This window comes from Bradyrhizobium sp. HKCCYLRH1034 (assembly GCF_051168375.1).
In the GTDB taxonomy this organism is placed as follows: Bacteria; Pseudomonadota; Alphaproteobacteria; order Rhizobiales; family Xanthobacteraceae; genus Bradyrhizobium.
Genome location: NZ_JBNPUW010000004.1, coordinates 271,749 through 296,972, shown reverse-complemented (window position 1 = coordinate 296,972; position 25,224 = coordinate 271,749). Strand labels below are relative to the sequence as shown.

The window sequence follows — 25,224 nt, the reverse complement described above, 5'->3', positions numbered from 1 at the left end:
TCAGGCGGCGCGGACGGAGGATTGCCGAGTTGATCGATGCTCGACTCGATCCGTACGCGATCGACCTCGATCCGGCCTTGCGGCGCGGTCGACCATCGCGCGCACGTCGGTGAGCTTTGCCTTGGCAGCGCTCAGTCCGTCGAAGATGGCTTGGCTGTCGGAGAGCGTCTCAACGGCCGCTTTCGCTTTGGCGAAGGCGGCGTCGGCCTGCTGCCCGGCCTTGTCGACGGACTTGATCGCTTCGGTTCTGCTCGCGTAGGCGCGATAGTGAGATACCAGCACCTCGCCCCCGAGAACACAGGCAAGCGCCGTGACCGAGAGCATCGATGCCGAAAAGAGCTGACCGACTCGCATTGATGCATTTCCAGTTGCTTGTTTTGATCAACCCAGAAGCCGGAACTAAGGGGGCCTTAACTACACAGGTTTCGCCGAGCGCCAGATCGTCGCGATCACGCATCGGGTCCCGTAATTTCACGGGCTTCGACGGTGATGCCGCATCAGATTTCATGAGAGTTCCACGACAGGGGCGCGAAGGACTGGTCGGACTCGCGCGATGTTGCCCAGCTCCGAGCATCGCTGAGGGCAGGAGCATCGCCAAGATGCCGCAGCAGTCCCCGGCCGCGGGCCGCACTTTGGTTCCGCGCGCAGGTGCAGAAAGATCAGCGGTCAACGCGGTATCATGCTAACATAAGTTATTGAAGTCGCACCGAATGGAACCCCAATAAACCAACTCGGGGGAACCACTCTTTGAGTCATCTGGTCCGCAAGCTCGAGAATTTCGTCCGCCTCTCTGCGGCCGACCGCCTGATGCTCAACCGCGCGGCGGCTCAACGGGTAAGGACCTTCGCGCCACGCACCGACATCGCGCGCGAAGGCGAGAAGCCCAAGGACGTGCATCTGATCCTGAACGGCTGGGCCTGCCGCTACAAGCAGCTCGAGGACGGCCGCCGCCAGATCGTCTCGTTCTTCCTGCCTGGCGATATCTGCGATCTCAACATCTTCATCCTGCGCGAGATGGACCATTCGATCGGCACCATCACGCCGGTGTCGATCGCCGACCTGCCGCGCGAGTTCTTCGACGAGATCAGCGCCGGCTATCCGCGCATTGCGACGGCGTTCTGGTGGGAGACGCTGGTCAACGCCGCAATCCAGCGCGAATGGACCATGAATCTCGGGCAACGCACCGCGTCCGAACGCATGGCTCACCTGTTGTGCGAACTGTTCTTCCGGCTGCGGCTGGCGGGCCTGGCCGACGACAGCAGTTGCAGCTTCCCTCTCACCCAGGCAGATCTCGCCGAGGCGACAGGCCTGTCGAAGGTCCACGTCAACCGCACGCTGCAGGAACTGCGCGCCAGCAACCTGATCGTGCTCAAGGGCAAGATGCTGGTACTTCCGGACCTCGAGCGCCTGATGAGCGCCGGCCTGTTCAACGCGAATTACTTGCATTTGGACCGCGAAGGCCGTCAGCTCGACGCGAATGAGTGAGAGGTTCGGAGCGCTGGCGCTTGCGCTATGCTGACCGTGTCGGCACTCTGCCGGGGAAACGGCGATGGTCGAACAGCGCATGGTGGACGGACCCTTCGAGCAGGAGATCGTGCAGCGCCTCGGGCTGATGCCCAACCTGTTCAGGTCGGCGCCGTCGGCGCCTGAGGCGACCCGACAGCTCTGGCAGTTCGCCAAATGCGCCTATCTCGACACCCCGCTTCCGGCCCTTTTCAAGGAGCGGCTCGCCGTCCATCTGTCGCGCCTCAACCGCTCGCCTTATTGTCTGACCCGGCATTTCGGATTTCTGGTCGGATTGGGCAAGCCCGCGGGTGACTCGACGTCTCGCCCGGAGACGATCGATCGGGCGCGTCACCTGCTCGCGCGGCCGCTCGCGGATCCCGCGCGCGCCGCGGCGGCGCTCGACCGGCTTGAACTCATCCAACCCCCGCTCGACATCCCGGAGCCGGGCAGCGATGGTGAGGCGGACCTGTTCGAGGCCGCGTCGGTGCTGTTCATGCAGCGTGCTGATTCCGACCGCTCGCGGCGCGCAATCCGACATGCCTTCGGCAACACCAGGTTCGATCTGCTGGCGGCCTTCCTCGCCTATCTGCGCACAGCCCATTTCTGGGCCGATGTACACCTGCTTGCGATCGATTCAGACGTGCTTGCCCTCGCACAGACCGATCCCGAGCTCGCCGTCTGCCTCGGGTGCAGCGAGCTGCCGGAGGCAGGGCCGTCCGCACGGCAGCCGCATTCGAACGGCGGCGATGCCGGCGATCATCGGCTGCGCCGCCTCCTCGAGATCGATTCGGTCGGCGTGCTGTTCTTCGATCATGCAGCCGGCACCCTGATCGACGCCAACGAGGCCTTCTTGGCGATGACAGGCTATTCGCGCCAGGACATCGACAGCGGCGAGCTGACCTGGAAGAGCCTGACACCCCCGGAATGGATGCGCACATCGAGCGACCAGATCGAGCTGCTGCGGCAGACCGGCCGGATCGGTCCCTATGAGAAGCAGTATTTTCGCAAGGACGGGGAACGCGCCTGGATGATGTTCGCCGGCCGTGACCTCGGCGACGGCACCCTGGTCGGGCTCGCGATGAACATCGACGACCGCAAGCGCACCGAGGCCGCGCTGCGCGACAGCGAGGCGCGCTTCCGCCAGTTCGGCGAAGCATCCTCCGACGTCGTGTGGATCCGCGATGCCGAGACCCTGCGCTGGGAATATCTCAGCCCCGCATTCGAGACGATCTATGGCGTCCCGCGCAGCGCTGTGCTCCGCGGCGACCATCTGGCATCGTGGACCGAGCTCATGCTGCCGGAGGACCGGCCCCGCGCCATCGAGAGCCTCGAGCGCGCCCGGCGTGGCCAGCGCGACAGCCTGGATGTCCGTATCGTCAGCCAGCCGGACGACGTCACGCGCTGGCTGCGCATCCGTAGTTTTCCCATGGTCGACGAGTTGGGACGGGTGCAGCGCATCGGCGGCATCACCCAAGACATCACGGCGCTGGTCTCGGCCTCCGAGCACCAGAAGCTGCTGCTCGCCGAGCTGCAGCACCGCGTCCGCAACATGCTCGCCGTGATCCGCTCGATCATCCGCCGCACGGGCGACTCGAGCGACAGTGTCGAGGATTTCGCCAGTCACCTCGAAGGCCGCATCACAGCGCTGTCGCGCATCCAGGCGGTCGTCACGCGCGATCCCCTCGCCGGTTTCGATCTGGCCGAACTGATCGCCGATGAGCTGCGCGCCGGCGCCGCGCGCGAGGACAGGCAATTCTCGCTGTCGGGCCCCCAGGTGCGACTGAAGCCGAAGGCGGCCGAGAGCATCGGGCTTGCCATGCACGAGCTCGCGACCAATGCGCTGAAATACGGTGCGCTGACAGTGCCGCGGGGCTTCATCAGGATCGAATGGCGGCTCGATGAGCGCGACGCGGCCGACTGGCTGGTCATCGACTGGACCGAGACCGGCATGTCCGGCCGTCCGCTGGGTGCGCAGCGCCAGGGTTTTGGAACCGTGCTGCTGGAACAGATGCTGCCGTACGAGGTCGGTGCCCGCGTTGTCCGGCGCTTCGAACCGAGCGGCCTCTGCTGCGAGATCCGGGTGCCCACGGGCGACATTCTCAAGCGTTGACGGGCCGATCGACGCTTCATTTCGCGGCACCGGTCGGTAACAATGGCCAGGATCTCGCCGGCACGGCGAAACGCCGTCGGCATAGCCTTCGCGGTGCATTCGGGGTATGCTCCGCCTGCGGCCAGAGGTGGAGGTCGCATGGGTCGCGCAACCGCCATGTCTTCGCCTTGGTTGGGGCGGATATGACCAAGTGTCGATGAGAATGGGAATCAGCAGAGCGTCGGCGCGACGGAACGATGATGGGACGTTCCCGAGTATGCGGCTCTGGCCAAGATGGATCACCGTGAACATGCAGATGCGTGGGCACGAGGGACAACCGGTATCCAGGTTCTGTGCTGATGCGGCCGGAGAGGCCGAGCGTTTCGTGGCGCAGTCGTCATCCGACGTTGGTGTCACGAAGCGTCAGTACGATGCAGCGTGAGTACGCGAAGCGTGGGTGCACGAGGCGTTGGTAGGACGACGCATCGGAACAGAGCCGAGCGCCGCCTGCGAGGCGGACGACAACGGAGGACGGAGCGTCAATGCTTGCAACGACGACCAAGGACGGCGATCAGCAGCCTCATGCCGTGATCGATCCCGAGATCGTGCTGGCGGCCCGCGCCGATCGCACTGCCGCCGAAGCGGACAGGCGCAGCTCGCAACGGCCACCGGACGTGCCCTCGCCGAAGATCGACCCTGACTACAGGACGCAGGCGACCAGCGACTTCGCGGTCACCGGAGAGCGCAGCACGTTCGCCACCTGGGCCGTGCGCACCATTCTGGCGGTGCTGTTCGCGGTCGGCAGCGCCGTCGCCGCAGCCGCCTGGCAGAGCTATGGAGACCAGGCCCAGGAGATGATCGCGCATTGGATGCCGCGGATCTCGCTGGCTTCGAACGCCGACAAGGATGCCGCGGCACAGCCAGCCGCGACCGCGCCCCAGCAGGCGGCCGCAGAAGCGCCGGCCGAGGTGCAGGAGCACGCAACGAGCGCGGTTGGCGCGACCTCGCAGGAGCAGGCGCAGTTGCTGCAATCGATGGCCCACGACCTCGCTGCCTTGAGCCAGCAGATCGGCGAGCTGAAGACGAGCCTCGCACAGCTGAAGGCCGGGCAGGAGCAGATGGTCCGCGACATGGCGCGGGTCGCCGAGGCCAAGTCCAGCGACAGGCCCGCCGAGCGGCCGAGCGAGCGGACCGCGGAAGCACGGTCGTTCGATCCGCGCGCCATCGAGCAGACGATCCGGCCGCGCCCGGCCGCGCGCCCTGCAACGGCGGCCGTGACCCCGGCACAGCCTGGTGCGGCAGCACCGCACCGGCCGCGCATGCCGCCGCCGGCCGCAACCAGCATGGCCCCTCCGCCGCCCGCCCCGATGCCGCTGCCGTCGGCGCCGGTCGATCCGGATCAGCCCGTGGTGCGCCCGCCAATGCCGGTGCGCTGAAGGATCCGCACAGGCGCCCGCGCTGGTCCGCGCCGATCGGCGCGGCGGTGATCGATGTCGTCGATCCACTTGTGGCGACGCGGCTTTCCGAGCTAAGGAACTGCGCCTGACAATGCGCATCCCCGAGGGGTTCATGAGCCTGACCGATCCGACCGTCCTGTCCGCCTCCGACCTCGCAGACCGCATCGCGATCCTGCGCGACAACATCCGCCAGATCACCGAGCAGGCCGCCTCGCAGTCGGGTGCCGCGGACGAGGAGCGCAACGCCGACCGCCTCGCGCAGCAGAGCGAGGAGCTCGACGTTCTGCTCAAGGAGCAGGAGCGGCGGCTGAACAAATAGCCGGCGACCCCTTCGATCAATTCGCGCGTGCTGCACTGCGCTCGTTGTTGCCCGCGCTTCGCCCACAGGCTAGCCTCGCCGAAAACAAGCGGGAGGTAGCCAGAGAATGCGAAACGGTCTGCTTTACACGTCAACCCTTGCGGCATTGACCATCGCGGCATTGCTGGCGGCCCTGACACCGGGCAGCGCCGAGCCACGCCACATGTATACGACCATGGTACTGGAGGCGTTCGCCACCAAGGTCGAATGTCCCGGCGTCGATGTCGTCTATCAGGATCTGGTCCAGAAGGCGCAGGACATGAAGATGCCTGACGGCACGACCGAGAAGGTGCGCAAGGCGATCGCCTACATGCACACCGGCGGCAAGATGGGCGAGAAGCAGGACGACGATCTGATGGCGGAGGTGGCCGTCGCCACGCAGGCCATCGACATGGATCAGCGCCGCCTCGGCATGACGAACTGGTGCGAGGAGCAGAAGAAGACGCTGGCCGGCTTCATCCGTCCCAAGGGCTGACCCCGGAGCGGCCTCGGGGCTACCGACGGAGTGGAAAGACCGCACGGCTCGTCGGTCTGCGCACAGCCATAGCGGGCACGGCACAGCCCGGCGGCGGGCAGGAACCCGGATGGCCGCTGCCGCTTGGCCTTGAGCTGCTACGCAGCAGACATCCAGCCCGGAGCGAGCCATGCGCATCGAAACCGCCTTCCTGTTCGACCTCGACGGCACGCTGGTCGACAGCGTCTATCAGCACGTGCTCGCCTGGAAGACGGCGCTGGATGCCGAGAACATCGAGCTCTCGGTCTGGCGCATCCACCGCAAGATCGGCATGAGCGGCGGCCTGTTCACCAACCAGCTGCTGCGCGAGACCGGTTTTGCCATCGAGCCCGAGCGGATCGAGCGGCTGCGGAAAGCGCATGCGGCGGCCTATCAGAAGCTCGGAGGCCAGGTCCGGCCCCTGCCCGGCGCCCGCGAGCTGCTGGGTTTCCTGACCGATGCCGGCATCCCCTGGGCGATCGCGACCAGCGGCAGAATGGAAACGGCGGCCGTCAATCTCGCCGCGCTCGGCGTCGATCCCAAGACCAGCGCCGTCGTGACCCGCGACGAGGTCCGCTACGCCAAGCCTGATCCCGACCTGTTTCTCGCGGCCGCCGCCCGCCTCGACGCGCCGATCGAGCGCGCGGTCGTGATCGGCGACAGCATCTGGGACATGCTTGCCGCAACCCGCTGCCGGGCGCTCGGCGTCGGCCTGTTGAGTGGTGGCTATGGCTCGGAGGAATTGCGCCAGTCCGGCGCCATCCGCGTCTACGAGGACCCGGCCGACCTGCTCGACCACATCGACGAGGTCGGGGGCCGGCGTTGACTCCAGCCAGTCAGCTCTGCGGGCCCGACAGCGAGATGTCGCGTTCGGCGCGGAACACGTTGGCATAGAGGTTGGCGATCCACTGGCGCCCCGTCGATGTCATGTTGAGATAGCGGATCTCGGTCTGGATGTGCGGGGCGACGCTGTTCCAATAAAACTGCGGATAACGATTGACGATGTCGGCCGGTGACTCATAGCCGAGCTGCCGGTTGATGCCGACCTCCTCGAACTCGTGATACAGCGCGTTGGCCTTGCGGATGTAGTTGGGGTCGCCGAGCTGGCCGATCAGGTCGGCGGCGCGCACGATCGACTGCTCCTCGTCGAACTGCTGGCCGGCGAGCGGCGGAAAGCGCGTGCCCTCGATGGCGCGGGCGATGCGGTCCTTGTCCAGCGGCGCCATGCCTTCGATGCGGTTGATCACGTACAGCTTCGAGCGGTCGACGTGATACGGCATCAGGCTGGCATCGGAGGAGCCGCGCGGCAGGCAGATCTTGCGGCCGCCGCGATCGACGACGAAGCCATTGACATCGTCTTCCCTGAACAAGCCGCGGACATAGCCGATGTCGTGAAGCAGGCAGGCCAGGATGACGTGGACGTAGTCGTCCGCCGTCATGTGGCTGTGCAGCGCACGGCCGCGCAGGATCTCGTGGCCGGCCAACGTCACCAGCAAGGTGTGCTCGACGTTGTGATACAGCGCATCGCTGTTGCCGATGCATTCCAGCGCAATGCGCGCAGCTGCCGGAAGCATCTCCGTCAACTGGGTATGAGACGATCCGAAACGGCGTCGCATATAGGAGCTGAGGAAACGCTCCAACGCCGCTGCCGCGAGCTCCGGTAAGGTCATCATCGCCGCTGCCCCGCCTCAGACAGCCCAAACACAACGTCAAAAGACATAACGCCCGAAAACACAATCACGATAACGCGGCTCGTGGCACGACTGAGACGTCACGATGATCCGGCTCGGGACGGCCAGCTTCGCACGGACACGCGCGAGATCGGCCTCCCGGGGGCGTCGAGCACCTTGGCCGACGAGCATAGCCCAGGTCGAGGATATCGGCCACACCCGGACGGGCACACACCGGAAAACTGCGGGCCGAGCGGCTGCACCTGAGCAGCTCAAATTCGATCGCCGCGGCCCGTTCACCTCACGTGACGAGAGAGGCGGAGCGCGACGTGCAGGCGATCGCTAACGTCCCCGCACCGGCAGCGGCGGCCGCGGCGGTCGTGTCTCACCACGATGGGCCGGGCGCCGCGAAGGGGGACGGCGGGCCGGCGCGGCTGCCGGCGCATCGACCGACTGCAGATAGGTGCTCAAGGCCGACGCGGCGGCGTCGCTGCTGGTGTAGTGCTTCTGCAGGAACAGATAGAGCGTCAGGCGAAAGCGCCCCTTGGCGAGCCCACGTGCCGAGCGATGACAGGTGGCGCAGCTGTCCGCAAACAGCCGCGCAGCGGGTTTGCCGGCATCGAGATTTTCCGCCCGTGCAGCGCTGATGACAATCAGCAGCAGCACGGCCGATCCAACGAGCTTCAGCCGCGCTCCGGCGCGCCTGCGCGCGTGGACGCGCTCAGGCGACATCAGCCTGCGGGCTTTCCTCGGCCTGCGCACCCAGCGCATCGAGATCGACCAGCGCCGGATCGTCGGGCATCGGCTCGCTCTGCTGCTGTCCGCCGCCATGGACGTGCATCAGCGTCTGGACCCGGCGCGCGTTGAGATAGTCGACGTGCTGATGCGCCAGCGCCAGCGGCAGCAGGGCCTTGGGCAGCGCCGTCATGGTGAACGCGGCGACGCGCTTCACCTCCTCGCCCTCGCGCCAGGTCAGCGGGCTCAGCGTATAGATCATCTGACGGTCGGTCTCGGGCGCGGGCAGTTGCCGCGTCTCGGGCGGCGCCAGCAGGGCCACGTTGATGTTGCCGGCCCGCGTGCGGCTTGCGGCGGCGCGCAGCTCCCAGCAGATCAGCTCCGCGGCGGAGAGCACCTCGCGGCGGATGTCGTCGACATCGGACGCGAAACGGCTGGCCTCGCTCAGCGCCGCGCGGCCGCGCGTGACCGCATCGACGAGCGCCGCCGCACCGATTTCGAAGCGAGGAACCGCCTGCTCGATGGCGGTGGCGACGGCCTCGATGTCGTTGGCGGCGCGGTCGCGGTCGCGCTGCGCCACCGCGTCGGCGAAGGCGCGCTCCGCCAGGATGATCTGCTCGTCGCACTCGGCGACGGATGCGCGCAGCGCCTTGGCCTTCTGCTCGACGGCCTGCATCTTGGATTCGGCACGATCGAGCTGCCCGTTGCTGGCGCCGGCCTTGGCGAGCCGCTCCGCGGCGACGCGCTTCTCGTCCAGCGCCGCCTCGGCCACGCGGAGACGGTCCGTCAGCCGCTGCCGCGCGGCCTGCTTGTCCTTCAGCGCACGCTCGAAGATCTCGACGGGGCTCAGCTCGCGCTTGAAGAAGACCATGGCAATAATCCCTGGACGGCGGGCGCGCCGGCAACGTTGGTCAGCGGCGAATCCACTGCCGAATCATGTTGCCCGATTCTTGCGTGGAAAATGGGTCGGAAACTAGGATGAGATGCGGCACACGTTCCCCTTGACCGAACGTATCCACCGCCGGCTGGTGCGGAGCAGAGTCGGCGGATCCGACGGACCGCGCGGCGATATTCGGTAAAATGGAATCCGATGTCAGCTCTGATGCGGACCGCGCATCATCCTCATGGCGTCCGCGATGTGGCGCCATTCGCGGGCCTCCTCGGCCTCGCCACTGGCTTCGCATTGCTGCGCCTTCTGCGCAGCCTGCGCGACGGCCGAGGCGCCGTGCATCTCGAGCATCTGCCGGGCGATCGCGTGGATCTGGACTTCAGACATCATGTCGAGCTCCTGTCGCCGGATCGAATGGTTCGCGACAACTTCCTCTGCGCCGATGCGTTCCGTGAGCTGGATCACTGCACGTCCGGTTCCACCGGCCCAGACTGCGCCCCGTAATTTACCTTACGTGATCAATCCGATTTCGCGCGCGCCGCCACGCTGTTACTTCTGACTGAGATTCGCCGGAGGGCGATTGAGGAGACGGACATGACGCAGGTCTTCTTCCACTGCTCCAATCCCGATGAGTTCCTCGTCGATCGGCGTGGAACCGCGGTCATCGATCTCGCCGAGGCCTGTGATCACGCCGAGCGCGTCATGCAGTCGCTGATCTCGTCCGAGAGCGAGGAGGATTGGCGCGACTGGGTGCTGCACATTTCCGACGATCTCGGCGAGGAAATCATCGCCATGCCATTCACGTCGGTGCTCGGCCCGATGCATTGAACGGAGCTGCGCACTGCGCCCTCCCCGGCGCTGAGACATTGTGTCCGCATTAGGGTTACCGGCTTCCTTACAAGTTCCGCTCCTCGCATTCTTCTCGCCACATTTGTCCGCCATTTCGGCGCTGTTGCGACGGAGGGGACATCTCATGACCAGACTGCTGACGGCCGCGGCCTTGGCGCTGACATTGACGGCATCGGCGGCGATGGCCGACGAGCACCGCGGCGGCGATGCCGCACTGGGCGCCTTGTCGGGCGCCGTCGTATTTGGACCGGTCGGGGCCGTTGCCGGCGCCGTCGTCGGCTATACCGCAGGTCCTTCGATCGCGCGCTCCTGGGGCTTCCGCCGCTCGCGTGCAGCCCGGTCGCAGCAGGTTCGGCGTCCGGTCAGGGACAGCCAGGCTGCGATGACCGAGTCTCAGCAGCAGCCGCAGGCCGCGCCGCGCAGCGCACCCCCGCCTGCACGGACCGTCGCTGTCGCTCCGCCGGCGCCGCGCGGCCCGGTCGCGCCGCCGGTACAGACACTCGAGTAGACACGCTGGTAAATCAGTAGCCGCGGGCGCGATCGACGACGTTCCGCAACGTCTCTCCGCGCAGCAACCGCCGCGCATTTTCCGCGACCTGCTGCGCGATCACCTCCCAGGAGGCGATCGCCGCCATGTGCGGCGTCACCAGCACGCCCGGCTCGCGCCACAGCGCATCGTCCGCGGGCAACGGCTCATGCGCGAAGACGTCGAGCACGGCGCCGCGCAGATGGCCGCTGCGGAGCAGCGCGACCATATCCTCCGTCACCAGGTGCTCGCCGCGGCTGCACAGGATCAGCGCGGCCCCCTTGGGCAGGCGGCCCAGGCGCCCGGCATCGAGCAGGCCCACGGTCGAGGCCGTCAGCGGCAGCAAGCAGATCAGGATCTCCGTCTCGCCGAGGAAGGCGTCGAGCGCATCGGCGCCGCCATAGGTCCGCACACCGGCGAGCGCCTTGGGCGAGCGCGACCACGCGCTCACCCCGAAGCCCAGATCGACGAGACGGATCGCGGCCGCGGAGCCGAGCTCGCCGAGACCGAGAATGCCGACCCGGCGGTCCTTCGCGGCGCGCTGCTCGTAACGCCGCCACCCGCCGTTGCGCGCATTGCTGACGACGCGATCGAAATCGCGGTGGAAATACAGCGTCCCCCACAGCACGAACTCGGTCATGGCCGCGGAGATATCGGGATCGACGATCCGGCACAGCGGCACGTCCGGCACGGTCGGATCGGACAGGATGTTGTCGACGCCCGCTGCGATCGAATGGATCAGCTTCAGCTTCGGCATCGCCGCCAGCGCGCCGGGCTCCGGCTTCCAGCACACGGCAAGGTCGGCGTCGTGTGCCGCCGACTCCGGCCATGACGCGACGGTCACGCCCGGCAGCTCGCGCGCGAGCAGCGCCTGCATCGGATCCATCAGTCCGGGACGGCTGAGGAGCGCGACCGTGATCATGCCGGCCGCAGTCCGCACCATTGCGCGACGAACATCGCGATCGACAGCGTCGTCTTGCGCACGCTGTCGAGATCGACGCGCTCGTCGAACGCGTGCGGACCGATGCCATAGGGCCCGTAGCACAGCGCCGGGATGCCATAGTCGACCTGATAGTAGCGGGTGTCGTTGACCGCCGTAGAGAGCCGCACGTCGAGCGGCTGCTCGAACACGCGCGCATGTACCTCGGCGAGCGCGGCCTCCGCGGCGCTGCCGGGCTCGCACGCCGCAGGATCGGCCTGGAAGCCGCTCCACACCAGCTCGACCGGATTCTCCGACAGGAAGCTGTCTGCGGCCTGCGCCTTCGCGAGACACTGCTCGATGCCGGCCATGGCCTGCGCCGGCGTCTCGCCCGGCAGCACGCCCAGCCGGCAATCGAGATCGCACCACGCCGGCGTCGAGCTCGCCCAATCGCCGCCCTTGATGATGCCGACGTTGAACTTGATCGGGTCCTTCACCGACGCGAACCATGCGTTCGACTTGGCGCGTACGTTGATCTCTTGGGTGTGCTCCTGGAAGGCGCGGATCAGGTGCATCGCCGAGAGGATCGCATTGGTGCCGGTCTCGGCATAGGCAACGTGTACCGGCGTGCCGCGGACGCGCAGCCGGAACCAGATCGCGCCGACCTGCGCGCGGGTCAGCGTGTGGCCGGTCGGCTCCGGGATCAGGCAGGCATCCGCCGTGTAGCCGCGCATCAAGGTCGAGAGCGCACCGTTGCCGGTGCTCTCCTCCTCGGTCACGGTCTCCAGGTGAATGCGTCCGTCCGACACGAAGCCGGCGGCCTTGATCGCGTCGAGCGCGAAGATCATCGCGGAGACGCCGGCCTTCATGTCCTGCGCGCCGCGGCCGATCATCCAGCCGTCGCGCACGATCCCCTCATAGGGCGGATCGCTCCAGAGATCGGTCGGCCCTTCCGGCACGACGTCGATGTGGCCCTGCAGGATCAGGCTGCGGCCCTTGCCCGCACCGTCGAGCGTCGCCACCACCTGCTGCGAGCCGTCGAGCGCGATGCTGTCCATCGGCGCCGCCTTGGGATGGCGCATCAGGTCGACGTCCTCGAGGCTGAAGCGGTCGACCTGATAGCCGCGGGCCGCGAACTCGCGAGCCAGCCAGTCCTGCACCGGCGCCTCCTCGCCACGCAGGCTGCGGAACTGCACGAGCTGCTGCAGGAAGGCGACCTGCCTGGCGAAGTTGGCATCGACAGCGGCGGCGAGCCGCTCCATCACGTCATTCGGCACAGCCGCCGCAGCGTCAGTCACGTTTCAAACCTCCAGCCTTCCCGTTCATCTCGGCCGCGCGTCAGGCGGCCAGGCACTTCTCCAGGATCGCGAGCCCTTCGTCCACGATCTCGTCCGAGGCGGTCAGCGGCACCAGGATGCGAATGGTGCTCGCGGTGACACCGCAGGACAACAGGATCAGGCCATTCTCGTGCGCCACGCGGGTCACGCGCTTGGTCATTTCGGAATCCGGCTCGTCGCTGCCGCGCTGCTTCAGGATATCGAAAGCAACCATCGCGCCAGGACCGCGCGGCCCGGAAACCGGAACCAGGTTGTTGGCGCGCGAGAAGCGCTCGATCGCCGCGCGCAGCCGCTCGCCGATCGCATTGGCGCGGTCGAGCAGCTTCTCCTGCTCGAACACGTCGAGCACGGCGAGCGCCGCCGCGCAGGCCAGCGGATTGCCGCCATAGGTGCCGCCGAGGCCGCCCGGCTCCGCGGCGTCCATGATCGCGGCACGTCCGATCACGCCGGACAGCGGCATGCCGCCGGCGAGACTCTTGGCGACGCAGATCAGGTCCGGCTGCACGTCGTAGTGCTCCATCGCGAACATCTTGCCGGTTCGGCCGAAGCCGGTCTGCACCTCGTCGGCGATCAGCACGATGCCATTGCTGTCGCAGATGCGGCGCAGGCCGCGCATCAGGTCCGGCGGCGCCTGGTGGAAGCCGCCCTCGCCCTGCACCGGCTCGATGATGATGGCCGCGACCTGCGAGGCGTCGATGTCGGCCTTGAAGATGAAGTTGATGTAGGACAGCGTATCCTCGACCGTCACGTTGCTGCCGGAGATCGGGAACGGCGCGTGCCAGACGCCTGGCAGCGGCGGCCCGAAATGCTTCTTGTACGGCATCACCTTGCCGGTCATCGCATTGGCGAGCGCGGTGCGGCCGTGGAACGCGCCGGTGAAGGCGATGATGCCGCTGCGCCCCGTGGCCGCGCGCGCGATCTTGATGGCGTTCTCGGTCGCCTCCGCGCCGGTCGTCAGCAGGATCGACTTGGCCGGCCCCGAAATCGGCGCCAGCGCGTTGAGCCGCTCGCTCAGCCGCACATACGGCTCGTATTGCAGCACCTGGAAGCAGGTGTGGGTGAAGCGGTCGAGCTGCGCCCGGATCGCGGCAACGACATGCGGATGGCAGTGGCCGGTGTTGAGCACCGCGATGCCGCCGGCAAAGTCGACATAGCGCTTACCCTCGACGTCCCACACCTCGCTGTTGAGGGCGCGGTCAGCAAACAGCGGCGTCGCATAGCTCACGCCCCGGACGACGGCCTCGTGTCGTCGCGCCAGCAGGTCTTCGTTCGTAGCCGAATTCGCAACCATGGCTCAACTCCTCGTGGGAAAATCGAGCCGCAGGCTACGCCGAGAGCCGTCGCGATCAATCAGCTTGTTCCCGACGACAGGTGCCTGCAATGCACCGGACCCAGCGGGACGAGCGCGCAGCTACGCGGCGAGCACATTCTTCAGCCAAGCCCGCAGCGCGACGATCGCGGGCTCGTCCCAGCGCTCCCGCAGCGCGACGAGCTGATAGGCTCCCATGTGGAGTGCCGAGGGGATCACCTCGACCAGCGCACCGCTGCGCAGATCATCGGCGACCAACACCTCGTTGGCGAGCGCGACGCCCTGGCCGAAGCGGGCCGCCTCGATGGCGAGATGCGCGTGCCACAGCCGCTGACCGCGCAACGTGACCGGCTCCCGATACCCCGCCAGCTCGAACCATTGTTCCCATTGCGCGGTGGATTCCTCGTGGATCAGCGAGGCCCTGGCGAGGCCCGGGAGTGTCGCGATCGCCGGAAACCTTGCCAGATAGGCCGGGCTTGCGACCGGGAATACGCGTGGGCGCACCAGCTCCTCAGCGACCAGGCCGCCGCTCCGGTCGACCGCTTCGGCATAGACGATCTCCGCATCCGCTTCGCCGCGCTGCAAATCGGGGTGCGCCAGCGTCGGCTGCAGATTGATGTCCCAGTTGCGCGGCGGGCCGCTCAGCTCGGGCAGCCGCGCCAGCAGGCGGCGATTCGCGAGGCCCGGAATGCACCAGATGTTCAGGGTCGGACGCGCCACGGGCCGCACCGAGATTGTCGCGCGGGCGATGATGTCGAAGGCCTGGCTGACCTCGGCATGAAACTGACGTCCGGCCTCGGTCAGCGCGAGGCCCCGCCCCTCCGCCCGCACCAGCGCCACGCCCAGGCTGCGCTGCAGATTTTGCAGATGGCGCGAGACCACGGTGTGGCTGACCGCGAGCTCGTCGCCGGCGGCGCGCACGCTGCCCTTGCGGCCGACGGCCTCGAAGGCACGCAGCGCGATCAGGGAGGGCAATCGGGGTCTCGTCATGCTCGCACAGTTCTCAGCCTGCGCGATCTCCCTCCCGCCCTGAAGCGGAACCGCCGCGATCCGTGATCGCGCGGCTGATGTCGGAGCGCCGGCTGCCATGGCGGCGTCCGTTGTCCGCACAAGGCGTTCCGGGCGGAGCGCCGCATCGCGGTCACGAGGGCGCTTTCGCGCGTCATGCCGCTCTTAGCGTCAGCATTGGCGCAATGCCAGCCCAGAGAAAGCCACGCGCGCGGCCTGGACCTCCGCGGACGTCTTAACGAGGCAGGCCACGTCGCAAACGATCCTTAAGCCTCCCGCCATGGCAGGCGCCATTTGCCTAAAAGTTTCCACAATTCGACTTTGAATCGGGAGTGCTTCGAGCAGGAGAACCCCCAAGATGCGGATCAGCCAAATGATCTACGTCGGTTCGCTGGCAGCCCTCGTCGCGACGGCCGCCCCCGCACTGGCGAAAAGCTCCCAGACGCCCAAGCCGGATGATCAGACCACGTCGTCCCTGCCGTGCCGCGCCTACCAGCAGGCCCCCGACGGAACCTGGATGGAGCGGCCCTGTCAGGGCCAGGGCGCAAGCGCCCCGGCGCGTCAGCGCGCGGTCACCAACGGGACCGGCAGCGCCGAACAACGTTAGCGGACCTGGTTCGCGGACTTGGCGCAAGAGCCGGAGCGCTTGCGCTCCGGCCCGCACTGATGCCCGCGCTCAGTAAGGTGGCGCCCGGCGCGCCCGCTGCTCCCTGCCCGCCTCGACCCACCACAAGAGATCGTCGGCAAAACGCGGAAACGCGCGTTCCAGCGACTGGCCGGAATCGCCGGTCGGCCTGCCGTCGGCGGACAGCGCCTGACCGATCGGGCCGACGGCAAGCGTGCTCGACACCACCACCATGCCCATCTCCGACAACGTGCCGTGCCACGCAGTGGCGGCCCGGGCCCCGGAGAGCCGGCCGGCGGAATAGCTCGCGATCGCCGCCGGACGCCAGAACCATTCCTCGAGAAAGTGGTCGGTGAGGTTCTTCAGTCCCGGCTGCATGCCCCAGTTATATTCGCCGGTGACGAACACGAAGCCGTCGGCGGCACGGATCTTGGCCGCAAGCTTGGCCATGGCCGCTGGCGCCTGGCCGGACGGATATTCCTTGTACATGCGGTCGAGCATCGGCAGGCCGACCGCCTTGGCGTCGATCAGCTCGACGTCCTGGTCCTTGGCGCGCAACCCGTCCACGACGAATTGCGCGAGCCGGATGCCCATCCGGTCGGAGCGATAGGAGCCGTAGAGGACGAGGATGCGGAAGCTCATGGCGGGTCAACTCCTGGCCGGACGATCCGCGCCAGACTACCACGCCGTCATGTCATGGAGGTCATTATGGTCACGCCGCAGATCGATGGACGCGGCGCGTGGTTGCAGAAACGAGACGAGGCAGGCTCAGCGCGTCACCGTGGCCGAAGCGGAGCGCTCGGATGGCCGGCCGAACACGCTGCGGCAGCCGTCGCTGAGGCTGGCGCGCTGCTTCATCATGCAGGCAATGATGCGGTCGCGATCGGGAATCTCCGACGAGCACAGCCGGAACACGTCGCCCGTGCACAGCCGCCGCTGGTCGTCCTCCGTGAAGGCATGGCCCGCGCGCGGGCTGGCGACCATCGCCAGCGCAAGCCCTGCCATCGCCACATTCCAATTCCGCATCCTGAACAGATGAGTTCGCATCGCCGTCCCCAATTCGCCCGCTGTTTGTCCGGTTCACCCGCTGCTTTCGCTGATGTCGCGAAGCAGTTGCCGCCGCAGAATCAAATGATGACACGTCGCGGCGCGCCTTCAACAAGCGCTCTCGTTCCTGCACCACAATTTTGCGGCCTGTTGCATCTTCGACTCCTTTTGCGCTGTCGGACCCCGTGAGACGCCGCCAAATTGTCATTAGACGAACGCAATCCGGCCCAGCCGCGCTCACACTCTCACGGCGTAGTGGCGGCGTCCTGATGGTGCTTCGGACCATCACGTGTCCCGAGTTCAGGTGTGGGAGTCAGGTTCATGGCGTACACGATGGTGGCTGAGCGGGAGCAGCAGACAATCCGCAAGCAGCGCGAAAGCGCCCTCATCGTTCTCGCCAACGCACAGGTGATGGAGGCGGAAGGCTGGCAGGTCGTCATCACCGACGAGGACGGCAACAGCATGCCGCTCGCCGAGTTCGAAGCTGGCATCTCGCAGAAGTTTTCGTCCTGGTACAAGGCCAAGCAGCGGCCGGTGGTGCCCACCACCATTCCCGCCCCCAACCTGTTCGCGACGCCGGCCAATGACGACGCCGGGCCGGAGGCCGTCGTGGCGGCCGAACTCGCCGCCGAGCAGGTCGAGACGGCCGAGGTCCAGGAGGCACCTGTCCAGGAGATCGCCGAGGACGATTTCGAAACGGCCGAGACCGCCAACGCTGCGACGGCCGAGAAGGCCGAGCGCGAGGAGATCGCGCTCGACGCCGCCGAGATGGCCGACTGACGCTGCGGCCGCGCCGCAGCATCAGCGAGAGTCACTCGCCGCCTTCGTAGAACAGCTCCAGCGGCAGCCCGGCCTGGGCCTCGCCGATCCATTCCCGTGCAATGATGTTGGACGGCCCAGCGCGTGCACCGCGGCATGCAGGCGAAGACCATCCCCGGTCGTTTCGCGTGGCGCGGATCGAGCGTGCTTCGGCCTGTCGTCGCTTCCTCGCGCGATCAGCGTGCGCCGGGCGACTAACAAACATGTTCGCCCCGCGGCTCTCGGTCGAACAACGATCATCGGAACGAAGCGACCATCTGCCCGTCGGGCAAATCAAGGCGCATTTCCATCTCGCGGCGTCACCTCCAGGGCCTGAATCGGCAGCAACGGCGGTGCGCGCGGAAACGATTTTCCGCAGGCCCATCAAGCTGATTTGGCCTGTCCAGTCCCGCCGCCAAAAATATTCTGCTTTTCCTAAATCTAATTCAGTGCTTTTGTCGCGCCATCTCCCGCTCGCAGGAGGGGCGGTTCGCGGTCGTCACGGACGTGGAGCGGGAGGAGCGGTGGACGCGATGGCAGCGCAGCGCATCTTTGCGCCGACGAACGCTGACGTCGCGTACGGTCAAGTCGCGTGGTCCTGGCATCCCGACGCTGATGCCCCCACGGTGGCGCGCCCAAAGCGCGTTGTCGTGCACGGTGACCAGAACGCCCGGCGCACCGGGGAGCGCGCGAAGCAGCCGTTAAGATCATCGCGCGGGGAATGCCGGTTGTCGGCTGAACCTGTGGTGACTGCCGCCTGCTTTTTTTCTGCAGGCGGGCCATGGGTTGCGGCCAGCAGCCCGGCATTCCCCGCGCCCTCTGCTGTGCGGATGGCAAGACGGATGGATCACTCGGGCGCATCAGCGCGGCGAGAACGCGAGGGCGTGCGTGAATGAGACTTCGCAGGACGGTGCTTCAAATCGCTCGGTGTCATTCCGGGGCGCGCGGAGCGCGAGCCCGGAATCCATACGCTGCAGCAGAACTGATGGAGCACGCTGGAGCGACACACCTGCCCGACACGCCCGCTCGTGGTTATGGATGCCGGGCTCGCGCATGCGCGCGCCCCCGGCATGACGATGTTGAGAGACCGTGGCGCCACCCACCGCCGTCATGCCCCGCCCCCGGGTCTCGCCTTCGGCGAGCCCGAGGACAGGCTCCGGCGGGACATCCACTACGCCGCGGCCTCTCGATCAATCACGACTGCGGCGGCGTACTGGGTCGCCCGGTCCCGTCTTCGCCCGATGGGCTTCGACGCGGCAACGAGCGCCAGGGCGCGCCGCAGCTTTAGCGGAGGCGGCAAGCCGGGCGATGACACCGAATGTAAAGCAGGCATCAACACGAGCCAGAGGCCGCGGGTGCCCTGGGGGATGATCCAGTCTCACAACAGCTTCGCGCTCACGAACAGCGTGCGCACGGCGTTGGTGGCCTGCACTGTCATGATGGCGTTGTCGGCCGCGGCCTGCAGCGCGGCCATGGCCTGGTCGTGCAGCGACTTGAACTCCATCCACTCGACTGCGTTGAGGCTGGTGAGGAACTGATGGGCCTGCCCGACCGTCGAAATCACGACCGGCTTGCCGTTCACCTTGATGTTGAAGGTAGTACGCAGACGCGTTTCCGAGTTTGCGGGATCAATCATGGGGACCTTCCGGAAGATGCGACGGGCGTCACCGCCGAGGTCGCGCCGAGGCCCAGCAACAAAACGTCACTCGGTCTTTTGCGCGGTCCGCGTCGGGGTGCCAGCCTCGAGCCCGACGACGACAACGAGTCGGTTGAACTCGCCGTCATCATACGCCTTCAGGAAGCGATCGTAATTCTTGATCGAGACGCAGCCGTTCGAATCACCCTCCGGACCCAGCATATAGGGGTGGGTCAGCAATCCGCTCCGGCCGAGGGTCGATCCTTCCACCACGTTCATGCGCAGGGCGCGAACGCCGTGAAACGGCTTTTCGCGCGGCTTCAGGTCATAGGTGGCGGGCGGGGTCGCGCCAACCATGCGCTGATTGACGTGCTCGGGGTCGTCGCGCAGGCTGCCCATGCCGGAATGGGCCTCGAGCCCGATGCCGGACGGCAGATACACCATCTTGGCCTTGATGTCGTACACGGCGGTCTTGTCATAGCCGAGCGCACCGAGATCGATTCCGGATCGGACGATGCCGCTATCCGGACCGAGCGAGGCGAACTTGGTCGGGCTCGGCAACAGGTCGGACAGCTTCTGCAGGATGGAGCGATCGTCGACGCGTCCGACCGCTTCAGGCGCACTGGCCGAAACCAGGCTGGTCGGCAGGTTGGCGACGGACGGGCGCGGGCGCGGCAGCGGCACGCCCGGTGCAGGCATCGTGACGGTATTTCCCTCCGTCAACATCGGCCGCCAATCGCTGTTGCTGGGGTCGCGTGCGCCCGGATCACGCGCTTCCATGCCCTTCACCAGCGCGGCCCGGGCATCGAGCAATTGGCGGTCGATCGCGCCGCGAAGGGCGAAACGGTCGAGCGCGCGAACCGCGTCTTTTTCCGAATAGGCCGTGGCCGAGGCGGAGGCCGGCGCGAAACGTGTTTCGAAGGTCATGGACGGCGCGGCGGCGGCCGGAATCGCCGCGCTCGCAAGCGACGTCTCATCGCTGTTGGCTCCGACCCATGCGGCCGCGCCCGCTGCGACCGCAAGTGCTGCAAGCACGAGTGCGATCGCTTCGGAGCGCCCGAAGCGGCCTTGCGACAACAGAACGTCTACGCTTGCTTCACTGGAAGCCATCACGTCCCCGATATACCCCCCTTTTCGGACCACCCGGGAAAGGTGACCGACCCCAAGGGGTACGATTCGACCCGTCATGACATAGGATGGCAAGAGTGCGGCATAATCTAGACAAACGCCAGCCCGGAGTGATCCGGCGTGAGCCGACGCCCAAGCCTCGCACGGGCTGCGCCGCGACCGTCCCAGAAAGCCGATTATATCGATGAATCAGCCGGTTGGAGGAATGTATGAACGCCGAATGGGATGATCTCGGCCGATTTGCCGACGCACAGGATTCGATTTATTCGCGCGTGACCGCCGAACTTGCGGCCGGTGCCAAGCAAAGCCACTGGATGTGGTTCATCTTTCCCCAGGTCGAGGGGCTCGGCAGGTCCGCCATGGCGCAGCGCTACGCGATCCGCTCCCGCGCCGAGGCCGAGGCCTATCTGGCGCATCCCCTGCTCGGCCCGCGGCTCGTCGAATGCACCCGACTGGTGCTCGCGGTGCAGGGCAAGTCGCTGCGCGACATTCTGGGTGTTCCGGACGATGCCAAATTCCGCTCATGCATGACGCTGTTCGATTCGATCAGCCCGAACGGGATCTTCGCGCAGGCGCTCGATCGCTATTGCGACGGTGCGCGCGACCCGGCGACGCTCGCGTTTCTGCAGCACAGCACCGCATGAGCACACGGTTACCGCAGATGCGCATCTCGGCCTCATAGGGCTGACACGGTAATGAACCAACTCTGCCCTGCGGCCGGATTTCGGGTGCCAAGCCCGAAAAGGAAACTTGATCGCGCCAAGATTTGCGGGTCCCATCCGCCGCGTTGTTTGTCCCAAGGAGACACACTCATGAAGAAGTTTTTCCTGATTGCCGCGCTCGCGACCTTCGCCGCCGGATCTGCCTTCGCCCAAGACAGCTGTGAGACCAAGGCCGTGGGCAAGGACGGCAAGGCGCTGGCCGGCGCCGCCAAGACCTCGTTCATGAAGAAGTGCATGGCCGAGACCTGCGAAACCAAGGCGGTCGGCTCCGACGGCAAGAAGCTCGCCGGCGCGGCCAAGACCAGCTTCATGAAGAAGTGCGAGGCCGGCGGCTGACGCGCTGGCGGCTGACGACACTGGCGCCCCGCCATGATGCTTGGCGGGGCAAGGCCATGCCAGCGGGCTCCATCAGCGCGAAGCGTATCGGCAAGCGACGACGCGGGCGGCGAGCGCCTCGATGTCGAACGGCTTGGTCAGCAGGGCGCAGCACGCCGCCATAGAGCTCGACCCAGCCCTCGGCCGGCACCATCTCGCGGACTTTCTTCCCGATCACGTTCGGGATGCCCGCATGCAGGGCGTAGGCCGGATTGGCTTCAACTTGGACGTAATCGCTCAGCGGGCCCTGCGGACCGTCGAAGAACTCGATGGGCGAGATGGTGGAGAGCTGAGGAGGACCGGCACACTGTTGAACCGAGGGAAACCCGCAGGACACCACTGCATGTCGCCCGCCCTGGCGGGCCCATGCGAGATCAACATGCTCACCGCATCCGCCCTGCTCTGGACCCGTGTCGCCGCCGGCATCTTCGGCTTTCTCGCCCTCAATTCCGGCTACGGACTCTGGCTTCAGCGCAAGAAGACCAGCGGCGGCCGCGCCTGGCCGGTCGTCGAGGGGGAGATCGTGGCCTCGGCGGTGTCTGTCGCGGCGACGCATCGGTCGGCAGATGACACCGATGCCAAGCCTGACATCCGCTACCGCTACGAGGTGTTGGGCAAGAGCTACGAAGGTCGCCGCATCCGTTTCGGCAGCCCGAGCCGCGTCACGCGCCTGCAAGCCGACGAGCTCACCGGCAAATATCCGCAAGGCGCGAAGGTCCGCGTTTATTATGATCCGAAACGCCCCTCGCAATCGGTGCTCGAGCCTACCAATGCCAGCGGCACGGCGGCGCTTGTGGCGCTGTTCGTCGTGCTGTCGGCCGTGACCGCCGTGTTGGTGGCGCATTCGCTCGCCGGCAAGGTGCTCACGACCGAGGCTGGCGTGCCGCTGTTCGCCTTCCTGATGCCGTTCGCCCTGTTCGGCTTCGGAGCCGTCGCACTCGCCTCCTACTGGAAGCTGCGGCAGGAGCGCCTGGCGAGCCGCTCCTGGCCGACTACGCCGGGACGCATCACGCGCTCCGGCGTGACGATGGAGATCACACGACGTGAGGACGATCGCGGACGAGAAACGGAAGAGGAGCGCTTCCGGGTCACGATCGAATACAGCTACACGGTGGATGGTCGCTCTTTCCACAGCACGCATTGGAACTGGGGCTGGACCGCGCTGCATTCCGACAGGTCGAGCGCTGAAGCCGTAGCCGCCAAATACCCGGTCAACACCGACGTCACCGTCTACTACGATCCGCTACAACCCGAGACGGCCGTGCTCGATCCCACAAATAAGAGCGGCGTGGCGGCGCCGCTCTGGGCCGGCATCTTCCTGATCGCGATCGGCGCGCTGTTCCTGTTCGTCTTCACCCACGTCCAGATGAGCTAGCCGGGGATGATGCGAACAAAGCGCAAGCAGAGCACGAACGACGAGTATGGCCGCGTCGTCAGCCGCGCAGGCCCGGCGCTTCGTGGCCGCTGCGCGCGACATACTCGGTGTAGCCGCCGCCATACTGATGCAGGCCGTCGGGCGTCAGCTCGAGCACGCGGTTGGAGAGCGCGGCGAGGAAATGACGATCGTGCGAGACGAACAGCATGGTGCCCTCGAAGTTCGACAGGGCCGCGATCAGCATCTCCTTGGTCGCCATGTCCAGATGGTTGGTCGGCTCGTCCAGCACCAGGAAGTTCGGCGGATCGTAGAGCATCTTGGCCATCACGAGCCGCGCCTTCTCGCCCCCCGACAGCACCCGACATCTTTTCTCGACGTCGTCGCCGGAGAAGCCGAAGCAGCCCGCCAGTGCCCGCAACGAGCCTTGACCGGCTTGCGGGAACGAATGCTCGAGCGACTCGAACACGGTCTCGTCGCCGTCCAGCAGGTCCATCGCATGCTGCGCGAAGTAGCCCATCTTGACGCTGCCGCCGATCGTCACCGAACCGTCATCGGGCTCCGCGCTACCGGCGACGAGCTTCAACAGGGTCGACTTGCCAGCGCCATTGACGCCCATCACGCACCAGCGCTCGCGGCGCCGGATCATGAAGTCCAGCCCGTCGTAGATACGGCGGCTGCCGTAGCTCTTGGACACGTTCTTCAGCGCTACCACATCCTCGCCCGAGCGCGGGGCGGGCAGAAAGTCGAACGCCACGGTCTGGCGCCGCTTCGGCGGCTCGACCCGCTCGATCTTGTCGAGCTTCTTGACCCGGCTCTGCACCTGCGCCGCGTGCGAGGCCCGCGCCTTGAAACGCTCGATGAACTTGATCTCCTTGGCGAGCATCGCCTGCTGGCGCTCATATTGCGCCTGCTGCTGCTTCTCGTTCAACGCCCGCTGCTGCTCATAGAAATCGTAGTCGCCGGAATAGGTCGTGAGCTGGCCGGCGTCGATCTCGATCACCTTGTTGATGATGCGGTTGATGAATTCGCGGTCGTGCGAGGTCATCAGCAGCGCGCCCTCGTAGCCCTTGAGGAAATGCTCCAGCCAGATCAGGCTCTCGAGATCGAGATGGTTGGACGGCTCGTCGAGCAGCATCACGTCGGGACGCATCAGGAGGATGCGCGCCAGCGCGACGCGCATCTTCCAGCCGCCGGACAACAGGCCGACGTCCTTGTCCATGATCTCCTCGGAGAAGCCGAGGCCGGCCAGCGCCTCGCGGGCGCGGCTGTCGAGCGCGTAGCCGTCGAGCTCCTCGAACCGCGCCAGCACCTCGCCATAGCGCGCGATGATGTCGTCCATCTCGTCGGCGCGGTCCGGATCGGCCATGGCGGCCTCGAGCTCCTTGAGCTCGGCGGCGACCGACGACACCGGCCCGGCGCCGTCCATCACCTCCGCCACCGCGCTGCGGCCGGACATCTCACCGACATCCTGGTTGAAATAACCGATCGAGACGCCGCGATCGATCGAGACCTGCCCCTCGTCGGGCTGCTCGCGGCCTGAGATCATCCGGAACAGCGTCGTCTTGCCGGCCCCGTTGGGGCCGACCAAGCCGATCTTTTCGCCGCGCTGGAGCGCGGCGGAGGCTTCGATGAAGAGAATCTGGTGGCCGACTTGCTTGCTGACGTTATCGAGGCGGATCATGAGGGCTCAGGCGGTGGACAGGTTGCCGCCGCTCTTAGTCGATGCGCGGCGCCGGTGGAAGGCGCAATTTGGGCGCCCTCCCCGCACCTTCCGCCCCGCGCCGGTCAGCGGCCTGGAGGCCGAAAATCCTGGTTGCCGAACGGCTTGTCGGTCGGAATGCGGATCGCGACGTAGCCCCGATCCATGGTCGCGTGGCATGCGTTGCATCCGGACGTCAGCTCGGTCACGGCGGAAGCGAAACGCTTGCCATCCTTGGCGGCGATGGCGTCCGAGATCGACTGGATCGGCTGGCCGAGCGTGGTGACATTGTCCACCGGCAGGCCCGAATAGAAGACCGCGGCGTCAGTCAGGCTCTGCCTCAACTGGGCGAGCTCATAGGACGCGAGATCCCAATTCTTGGACTGTCCCGCGAACCAGAGCTTCGCGTGTCTGACCTGAATCAGATTCATGATGTCGCCGAGCCGCGGCAGATATTGTTCTGCACTGGACTGCGACTGCCCTGCAGCCAGGGAGATGGCCGAACAGGCGATCAGAACGCCTGAAACCCACTTGCGATAGCTCATTCCATGCCCCGCTTCCAAACAAACCGCTACGGAAAGACATACCGCTGCGATCGAAACCGGACTTGCGATTGATCAAGGCCATGGCCGCCTCCGATCGTTCGAGCCCGCCAAACGAATGATCCGCCGAAG

At 66.5% G+C, this 25,224-nt stretch carries 28 protein-coding genes; 13 read left to right on the top strand and 15 right to left on the bottom strand.

Annotation, left to right across the window (positions count from 1 at the left end; genetic code table 11):
* Window positions 1-354 (bottom strand): hypothetical protein, encoded by a 354-nt coding sequence (locus tag ACQR0W_RS11640; RefSeq protein ID WP_315751738.1) that lies wholly within the window; start codon window positions 352-354, stop codon window positions 1-3.
* Between the two features lie 393 nt (window positions 355-747).
* Between ACQR0W_RS11640 and ACQR0W_RS11635 the strand changes: the two genes are divergently transcribed.
* The 6 genes from ACQR0W_RS11635 to ACQR0W_RS11610 all read left to right on the top strand — a co-directional run bounded on the left by ACQR0W_RS11635 (window position 748) and on the right by ACQR0W_RS11610 (window position 6,729).
* Complete coding sequence (locus ACQR0W_RS11635) at window positions 748-1,485, top strand: Crp/Fnr family transcriptional regulator (RefSeq protein ID WP_315712288.1); 738 nt, start codon at window positions 748-750, stop codon at window positions 1,483-1,485.
* A gap of 64 nt (window positions 1,486-1,549) precedes the next feature.
* Window positions 1,550-3,616, top strand: a complete 2,067-nt coding sequence (locus ACQR0W_RS11630) for a sensor histidine kinase (protein ID WP_316170435.1) — start codon at window positions 1,550-1,552, stop codon at window positions 3,614-3,616.
* 521 nt (window positions 3,617-4,137) lie between these two features.
* Entirely contained in the window at window positions 4,138-5,031 is an 894-nt protein-coding gene (locus tag ACQR0W_RS11625; RefSeq protein ID WP_315751739.1) for a hypothetical protein, read from the top strand.
* 133 nt (window positions 5,032-5,164) lie between these two features.
* Complete coding sequence (locus ACQR0W_RS11620; protein WP_315712292.1) at window positions 5,165-5,371, top strand: hypothetical protein; 207 nt, start codon at window positions 5,165-5,167, stop codon at window positions 5,369-5,371.
* Window positions 5,372-5,477: 106 nt separating this feature from the next.
* Window positions 5,478-5,885, top strand: a complete 408-nt coding sequence (locus ACQR0W_RS11615) for a hypothetical protein (protein WP_315712293.1) — start codon at window positions 5,478-5,480, stop codon at window positions 5,883-5,885.
* A 169-nt stretch (window positions 5,886-6,054) separates the two neighbouring features.
* Window positions 6,055-6,729 carry an HAD family hydrolase gene (locus ACQR0W_RS11610; RefSeq protein WP_315712294.1) on the top strand — a complete coding sequence of 225 codons (675 nt, stop codon included), beginning with the start codon at window positions 6,055-6,057 and terminating at the stop codon, window positions 6,727-6,729.
* A gap of 10 nt (window positions 6,730-6,739) precedes the next feature.
* Here the strand turns inward: ACQR0W_RS11610 and ACQR0W_RS11605 are convergent, their stop codons facing one another.
* From ACQR0W_RS11605 to ACQR0W_RS11590, 4 genes are all read right to left on the bottom strand, one after another.
* Window positions 6,740-7,576 (bottom strand): HD domain-containing protein, encoded by an 837-nt coding sequence (locus ACQR0W_RS11605; protein ID WP_315712295.1) that lies wholly within the window; start codon window positions 7,574-7,576, stop codon window positions 6,740-6,742.
* A 339-nt stretch (window positions 7,577-7,915) separates the two neighbouring features.
* Window positions 7,916-8,305 carry a cytochrome C gene (locus ACQR0W_RS11600; protein ID WP_434840679.1) on the bottom strand — a complete coding sequence of 130 codons (390 nt, stop codon included), beginning with the start codon at window positions 8,303-8,305 and terminating at the stop codon, window positions 7,916-7,918.
* Window positions 8,295-9,179 carry a hypothetical protein gene (locus tag ACQR0W_RS11595; RefSeq protein ID WP_316170433.1) on the bottom strand — a complete coding sequence of 295 codons (885 nt, stop codon included), beginning with the start codon at window positions 9,177-9,179 and terminating at the stop codon, window positions 8,295-8,297. Before ACQR0W_RS11595 ends, ACQR0W_RS11600 begins: the two co-directional genes overlap by 11 nt.
* Window positions 9,180-9,401: 222 nt before the next feature.
* Window positions 9,402-9,584, bottom strand: coding sequence for a hypothetical protein (locus tag ACQR0W_RS11590; RefSeq protein WP_315712640.1), 183 nt, complete (start codon window positions 9,582-9,584; stop codon window positions 9,402-9,404).
* A 207-nt stretch (window positions 9,585-9,791) separates the two neighbouring features.
* Between ACQR0W_RS11590 and ACQR0W_RS11585 the strand changes: the two genes are divergently transcribed.
* Both ACQR0W_RS11585 and ACQR0W_RS11580 read left to right on the top strand, forming a co-directional pair.
* On the top strand, window positions 9,792-10,025 hold the full coding sequence (locus tag ACQR0W_RS11585) for a DUF6894 family protein (protein WP_315712301.1): 234 nt from the start codon (window positions 9,792-9,794) through the stop codon (window positions 10,023-10,025).
* Between the two features lie 145 nt (window positions 10,026-10,170).
* Window positions 10,171-10,554 (top strand): hypothetical protein, encoded by a 384-nt coding sequence (locus ACQR0W_RS11580; RefSeq protein WP_315712303.1) that lies wholly within the window; start codon window positions 10,171-10,173, stop codon window positions 10,552-10,554.
* A gap of 13 nt (window positions 10,555-10,567) precedes the next feature.
* On the opposite strand, the gene ACQR0W_RS11575 is transcribed toward ACQR0W_RS11580, so the two are convergent.
* The 4 genes from ACQR0W_RS11575 to ACQR0W_RS11560 all read right to left on the bottom strand — a co-directional run bounded on the left by ACQR0W_RS11575 (window position 10,568) and on the right by ACQR0W_RS11560 (window position 15,127).
* Complete coding sequence (locus ACQR0W_RS11575; RefSeq protein ID WP_316170526.1) at window positions 10,568-11,494, bottom strand: 2-hydroxyacid dehydrogenase; 927 nt, start codon at window positions 11,492-11,494, stop codon at window positions 10,568-10,570.
* Entirely contained in the window at window positions 11,491-12,789 is a 1,299-nt protein-coding gene (locus tag ACQR0W_RS11570; RefSeq protein WP_316235110.1) for an ArgE/DapE family deacylase, read from the bottom strand. The genes ACQR0W_RS11575 and ACQR0W_RS11570 overlap by 4 nt, the downstream gene beginning before the upstream one ends.
* Before the next feature lie 40 nt (window positions 12,790-12,829).
* Window positions 12,830-14,119 carry a 4-aminobutyrate--2-oxoglutarate transaminase gene (gabT, locus tag ACQR0W_RS11565; RefSeq protein ID WP_316170431.1) on the bottom strand — a complete coding sequence of 430 codons (1,290 nt, stop codon included), beginning with the start codon at window positions 14,117-14,119 and terminating at the stop codon, window positions 12,830-12,832.
* A 120-nt stretch (window positions 14,120-14,239) separates the two neighbouring features.
* Window positions 14,240-15,127: a LysR substrate-binding domain-containing protein gene (locus tag ACQR0W_RS11560; protein WP_315712307.1), complete on the bottom strand. Its 888-nt coding sequence runs from the start codon at window positions 15,125-15,127 to the stop codon at window positions 14,240-14,242.
* A 376-nt stretch (window positions 15,128-15,503) separates the two neighbouring features.
* On the opposite strand from ACQR0W_RS11560, the gene ACQR0W_RS11555 reads away from it, so the two are divergent.
* Window positions 15,504-15,752, top strand: a complete 249-nt coding sequence (locus tag ACQR0W_RS11555) for a hypothetical protein (RefSeq protein WP_315712308.1) — start codon at window positions 15,504-15,506, stop codon at window positions 15,750-15,752.
* A gap of 69 nt (window positions 15,753-15,821) precedes the next feature.
* On the opposite strand, the gene ACQR0W_RS11550 is transcribed toward ACQR0W_RS11555, so the two are convergent.
* Window positions 15,822-16,412, bottom strand: coding sequence for an NADPH-dependent FMN reductase (locus ACQR0W_RS11550; RefSeq protein WP_315712309.1), 591 nt, complete (start codon window positions 16,410-16,412; stop codon window positions 15,822-15,824).
* A 126-nt stretch (window positions 16,413-16,538) separates the two neighbouring features.
* Window positions 16,539-16,775, bottom strand: a complete 237-nt coding sequence (locus ACQR0W_RS11545) for a hypothetical protein (protein ID WP_315712310.1) — start codon at window positions 16,773-16,775, stop codon at window positions 16,539-16,541.
* A gap of 363 nt (window positions 16,776-17,138) precedes the next feature.
* Here ACQR0W_RS11545 and ACQR0W_RS11540 point away from each other — a divergent pair, with 363 nt between their 5' ends.
* Window positions 17,139-17,597 (top strand): hypothetical protein, encoded by a 459-nt coding sequence (locus ACQR0W_RS11540; protein ID WP_315826822.1) that lies wholly within the window; start codon window positions 17,139-17,141, stop codon window positions 17,595-17,597.
* Between the two features lie 1,396 nt (window positions 17,598-18,993).
* Here the strand turns inward: ACQR0W_RS11540 and ACQR0W_RS11535 are convergent.
* Together ACQR0W_RS11535 and ACQR0W_RS11530 are read right to left on the bottom strand one after the other, a co-directional pair.
* Window positions 18,994-19,251: a hypothetical protein gene (locus tag ACQR0W_RS11535; protein WP_315712312.1), complete on the bottom strand. Its 258-nt coding sequence runs from the start codon at window positions 19,249-19,251 to the stop codon at window positions 18,994-18,996.
* Window positions 19,252-19,317: 66 nt separating this feature from the next.
* Entirely contained in the window at window positions 19,318-20,361 is a 1,044-nt protein-coding gene (locus ACQR0W_RS11530) for a DUF2778 domain-containing protein (RefSeq protein ID WP_315712643.1), read from the bottom strand.
* A 227-nt stretch (window positions 20,362-20,588) separates the two neighbouring features.
* On the opposite strand from ACQR0W_RS11530, the gene ACQR0W_RS11525 reads away from it, so the two are divergent.
* The 3 genes from ACQR0W_RS11525 (at window position 20,589) to ACQR0W_RS11515 (ending at window position 22,851) form a co-directional block, all read left to right on the top strand.
* Window positions 20,589-21,023, top strand: coding sequence for a DUF1810 domain-containing protein (locus ACQR0W_RS11525; protein ID WP_315751747.1), 435 nt, complete (start codon window positions 20,589-20,591; stop codon window positions 21,021-21,023).
* Between the two features lie 168 nt (window positions 21,024-21,191).
* The gene (locus ACQR0W_RS11520; RefSeq protein ID WP_315712314.1) at window positions 21,192-21,437 is read left to right on the top strand and encodes a hypothetical protein; all 246 of its coding nucleotides are present in this window, start codon (window positions 21,192-21,194) and stop codon (window positions 21,435-21,437) included.
* 418 nt (window positions 21,438-21,855) lie between these two features.
* Window positions 21,856-22,851: a DUF3592 domain-containing protein gene (locus ACQR0W_RS11515; protein ID WP_316235111.1), complete on the top strand. Its 996-nt coding sequence runs from the start codon at window positions 21,856-21,858 to the stop codon at window positions 22,849-22,851.
* Window positions 22,852-22,909: 58 nt separating this feature from the next.
* On the opposite strand, the gene ACQR0W_RS11510 is transcribed toward ACQR0W_RS11515, so the two are convergent.
* Both ACQR0W_RS11510 and ACQR0W_RS11505 read right to left on the bottom strand, forming a co-directional pair.
* The gene (locus ACQR0W_RS11510) at window positions 22,910-24,532 is read right to left on the bottom strand and encodes an ABC-F family ATP-binding cassette domain-containing protein (RefSeq protein ID WP_316235112.1); all 1,623 of its coding nucleotides are present in this window, start codon (window positions 24,530-24,532) and stop codon (window positions 22,910-22,912) included.
* Between the two features lie 104 nt (window positions 24,533-24,636).
* Window positions 24,637-25,095, bottom strand: a complete 459-nt coding sequence (locus ACQR0W_RS11505) for a hypothetical protein (RefSeq protein WP_316186922.1) — start codon at window positions 25,093-25,095, stop codon at window positions 24,637-24,639.
* Between the last annotated feature and the right edge of the window lie 129 nt (window positions 25,096-25,224).

Excerpts from the sequence above, each read along its gene's own strand:
- ACQR0W_RS11640 (WP_315751738.1), bottom strand. The coding sequence starts at position 354 with ATGCGAGTCGGTCAGCTCTTTTCGGCATCGATGCTCTCGGTCACGGCG.
- ACQR0W_RS11630 (WP_316170435.1), top strand. The coding sequence starts at position 1,550 with ATGGTCGAACAGCGCATGGTGGACGGACCCTTCGAGCAGGAGATCGTG.
- ACQR0W_RS11625 (WP_315751739.1), top strand. The coding sequence starts at position 4,138 with ATGCTTGCAACGACGACCAAGGACGGCGATCAGCAGCCTCATGCCGTG.
- ACQR0W_RS11620 (WP_315712292.1), top strand. The coding sequence starts at position 5,165 with ATGAGCCTGACCGATCCGACCGTCCTGTCCGCCTCCGACCTCGCAGAC.
- ACQR0W_RS11615 (WP_315712293.1), top strand. The coding sequence starts at position 5,478 with ATGCGAAACGGTCTGCTTTACACGTCAACCCTTGCGGCATTGACCATC.
- ACQR0W_RS11610 (WP_315712294.1), top strand. The coding sequence starts at position 6,055 with ATGCGCATCGAAACCGCCTTCCTGTTCGACCTCGACGGCACGCTGGTC.
- ACQR0W_RS11605 (WP_315712295.1), bottom strand. The coding sequence starts at position 7,576 with ATGATGACCTTACCGGAGCTCGCGGCAGCGGCGTTGGAGCGTTTCCTC.
- ACQR0W_RS11600 (WP_434840679.1), bottom strand. The coding sequence starts at position 8,305 with ATGTCGCCTGAGCGCGTCCACGCGCGCAGGCGCGCCGGAGCGCGGCTG.
- ACQR0W_RS11595 (WP_316170433.1), bottom strand. The coding sequence starts at position 9,179 with ATGGTCTTCTTCAAGCGCGAGCTGAGCCCCGTCGAGATCTTCGAGCGT.
- ACQR0W_RS11590 (WP_315712640.1), bottom strand. The coding sequence starts at position 9,584 with ATGTCTGAAGTCCAGATCCACGCGATCGCCCGGCAGATGCTCGAGATG.
- ACQR0W_RS11585 (WP_315712301.1), top strand. The coding sequence starts at position 9,792 with ATGACGCAGGTCTTCTTCCACTGCTCCAATCCCGATGAGTTCCTCGTC.
- ACQR0W_RS11580 (WP_315712303.1), top strand. The coding sequence starts at position 10,171 with ATGACCAGACTGCTGACGGCCGCGGCCTTGGCGCTGACATTGACGGCA.
- ACQR0W_RS11575 (WP_316170526.1), bottom strand. The coding sequence starts at position 11,494 with ATGATCACGGTCGCGCTCCTCAGCCGTCCCGGACTGATGGATCCGATG.
- gabT (WP_316170431.1), bottom strand. The coding sequence starts at position 14,119 with ATGGTTGCGAATTCGGCTACGAACGAAGACCTGCTGGCGCGACGACAC.
- ACQR0W_RS11560 (WP_315712307.1), bottom strand. The coding sequence starts at position 15,127 with ATGACGAGACCCCGATTGCCCTCCCTGATCGCGCTGCGTGCCTTCGAG.
- ACQR0W_RS11555 (WP_315712308.1), top strand. The coding sequence starts at position 15,504 with ATGCGGATCAGCCAAATGATCTACGTCGGTTCGCTGGCAGCCCTCGTC.
- ACQR0W_RS11550 (WP_315712309.1), bottom strand. The coding sequence starts at position 16,412 with ATGAGCTTCCGCATCCTCGTCCTCTACGGCTCCTATCGCTCCGACCGG.
- ACQR0W_RS11545 (WP_315712310.1), bottom strand. The coding sequence starts at position 16,775 with ATGGCAGGGCTTGCGCTGGCGATGGTCGCCAGCCCGCGCGCGGGCCAT.
- ACQR0W_RS11540 (WP_315826822.1), top strand. The coding sequence starts at position 17,139 with ATGGCGTACACGATGGTGGCTGAGCGGGAGCAGCAGACAATCCGCAAG.
- ACQR0W_RS11535 (WP_315712312.1), bottom strand. The coding sequence starts at position 19,251 with ATGATTGATCCCGCAAACTCGGAAACGCGTCTGCGTACTACCTTCAAC.
- ACQR0W_RS11530 (WP_315712643.1), bottom strand. The coding sequence starts at position 20,361 with ATGGCTTCCAGTGAAGCAAGCGTAGACGTTCTGTTGTCGCAAGGCCGC.
- ACQR0W_RS11525 (WP_315751747.1), top strand. The coding sequence starts at position 20,589 with ATGAACGCCGAATGGGATGATCTCGGCCGATTTGCCGACGCACAGGAT.
- ACQR0W_RS11520 (WP_315712314.1), top strand. The coding sequence starts at position 21,192 with ATGAAGAAGTTTTTCCTGATTGCCGCGCTCGCGACCTTCGCCGCCGGA.
- ACQR0W_RS11515 (WP_316235111.1), top strand. The coding sequence starts at position 21,856 with ATGCTCACCGCATCCGCCCTGCTCTGGACCCGTGTCGCCGCCGGCATC.
- ACQR0W_RS11510 (WP_316235112.1), bottom strand. The coding sequence starts at position 24,532 with ATGATCCGCCTCGATAACGTCAGCAAGCAAGTCGGCCACCAGATTCTC.
- ACQR0W_RS11505 (WP_316186922.1), bottom strand. The coding sequence starts at position 25,095 with ATGAGCTATCGCAAGTGGGTTTCAGGCGTTCTGATCGCCTGTTCGGCC.